The organism is Floridaenema aerugineum BLCC-F46 (assembly GCF_041929345.1).
Lineage (GTDB): Bacteria > Cyanobacteriota > Cyanobacteriia > Cyanobacteriales > Aerosakkonemataceae > Floridanema > Floridanema aerugineum.
Window position 1 is genome coordinate 1 of record NZ_JBHFNQ010000148.1, and the last position, 1,983, is coordinate 1,983.

Below are 1,983 nucleotides of genomic sequence, written 5' to 3' on the forward strand. Positions count from 1 at the left end.
AAAAAAATTTTTTTTTTTATTTATTTTTGGGGTTTTTTTAACAAATTTTTTTTTTTTTTAAATTTTTTGGTGGGTTTTTTCCCCCCCCAAATTTTTTTTTTTTTTTTTTGGGGGGTGGTAATCTCCCCCGCCCCATCCGAATCTAACTATTATCACTTTATTTATGGGTAATCGATCGGAGACGATCTAACTAGCAACTTGAGTTAATACACAATTTTTGCACCTTTTTAAGGTATCTTCTTACTTGAGATTATGTATGAATGATACTCAAAAAAATGACTCCTGTAATTACAACCCAAGAACGCGATCCAGGACGATGGATGGTTTTATTTGCCTGTATCATTGCTGTGCTGATGGTAGCGATCGATTCCGGTATTCTCACTTTAATTGTGCCAGCAATTCAAAAAGACCTGAATGCACCTCAAGCAACAATTGGTTTAATGTCAAGCATTTCAACTTTGATGCTGGCAGCTTTCATTTTAGGTGGTGGTACGTTAGGGGATATTTACGGGCGACGCAGGTTAATTTTAATTGGCACTGGGGGCATAGTTGCCGCAGCTATTTTATCAATGTTTGCCGCTAGTGCTGGTGCTTTGATTGGGATTCGGGCAATGGATGGGGTTTTTCAGGCATTAGTAAATCCTTTGGCATTGGCGATTATTGTGATCACTTTTGATAAAGAAGAACGTCCAAAAGCGATCGGGATTTACGGCGCAACATTAGGAATCATGGGAGGTTTTTCATCCCTAGCAATTCAATATTTTAATCAAGCTTTTGGTTGGCGATCGGTTTTTACCTTAGTGATTGCACTGGGATTGTTAACTATATTTCTCATGTTGCGCTTTGTCTGTGAAAGTAAAGCATCTGGAAATAAAAAACTAGATTGGCAAGGAATTTTACTTTGTGCGGCTGGGTTATTTGCGCTGATTTATGGTATTAGTCAAGCAAGCGGCGCAGGTGGTTTTTTCAGTGCGGGAGTGGTGATTCCGGGAGTTATCGGACTGATAATTTTAGGAATTTTCATCTGGTGGGAAGCTCATGTAGAATCGCCAGCTTTAGAACTTTCACTATTTCAAAAACCTGCTTTTTCCCTTGGTGCTTTACTGATTCTCTTGTTTTCCTTTGCTCAAACTGGAGTATTTTTTCACCTGTCTAATTACTTCCAAGTTTTACTGAAAAAATCTCCAGTTGAATCGGCTTTGATGCTGTTACCTTTAACATTATCGCTGTTTGTTTTTAGCATCATTTCCGGTGGGTTGGTTAATCGGTTTCCGATTCGTTCTTTAATTGTAACAGGCACTTTAATTTTTTCTTTTTCCCTGTTTCTTTTTTCCCTGTTAATTAGTCCCGAATTAACAATTTGGACATTAGTAATTCCAATGTTGTTGTTAGGGGGAGGGATGGCGATCGCCAATATTCCCCGAACTAATGCTTTATTAAGCTCCGCACCTCCAACTTTAGCAGGTGTAGCTTCCGCAACTAATAACGCATTCATGCAATTAGGAAATGCAATGGGGGTAGCGGTAACAGTAGCTTTGGTGACAACTTTCGGGCGAAATTATTATTTGGGCGAACTTACTAAAGCTGGATTAGATGAAGAGCAAATTAAGAAAGTAAATGAGTTATTGCAGAAGGTTTTAAGTAGCAATGTACCTTCAATTTCTGCTCAATTTGCCATTCCCCAAGAACAGTTAAAAGGATTAGTGGGAAATTATCAGGCTGCTTTTACAACCGGGGTAACGCAGATGATGTTGGTGAGTGCGATCGCTCTTTTCTTAGCAGCAATTCTATCCTGGTTTTGGTTACGTTCCTATCAAAATAATCAAAAGGTTGTCGAATAAACGGCTCTTTCGGGTTAATGGGGAAAAATGTTCATAAATGTTACAAACCAGGGAACGGTGCGTTAGGCACGGGAATTTATTGATGGATTGGAATGCTGAATTTATCGCCCGTGCCTAACACACCCTACGATTAAATAAGATT

General features: G+C 38.9%; 1 protein-coding gene. It reads left to right on the forward strand.

Annotated elements, in window-relative coordinates; all coding sequences use genetic code 11:
- Positions 1-260: 260 nt before the first annotated feature.
- A complete protein-coding gene (locus tag ACE1CC_RS19720) occupies positions 261-1,841 on the forward strand; it encodes an MFS transporter (RefSeq protein ID WP_413272140.1) in 1,581 nt (526 codons plus the stop codon).
- The last annotated feature ends 142 nt before the right edge of the window (positions 1,842-1,983 follow it).

Bases quoted from the DNA above. Each gene is read 5' to 3' on its own strand.
- ACE1CC_RS19720 (WP_413272140.1), top strand. From the start codon at position 261: ATGATACTCAAAAAAATGACTCCTGTAATTACAACCCAAGAACGCGAT.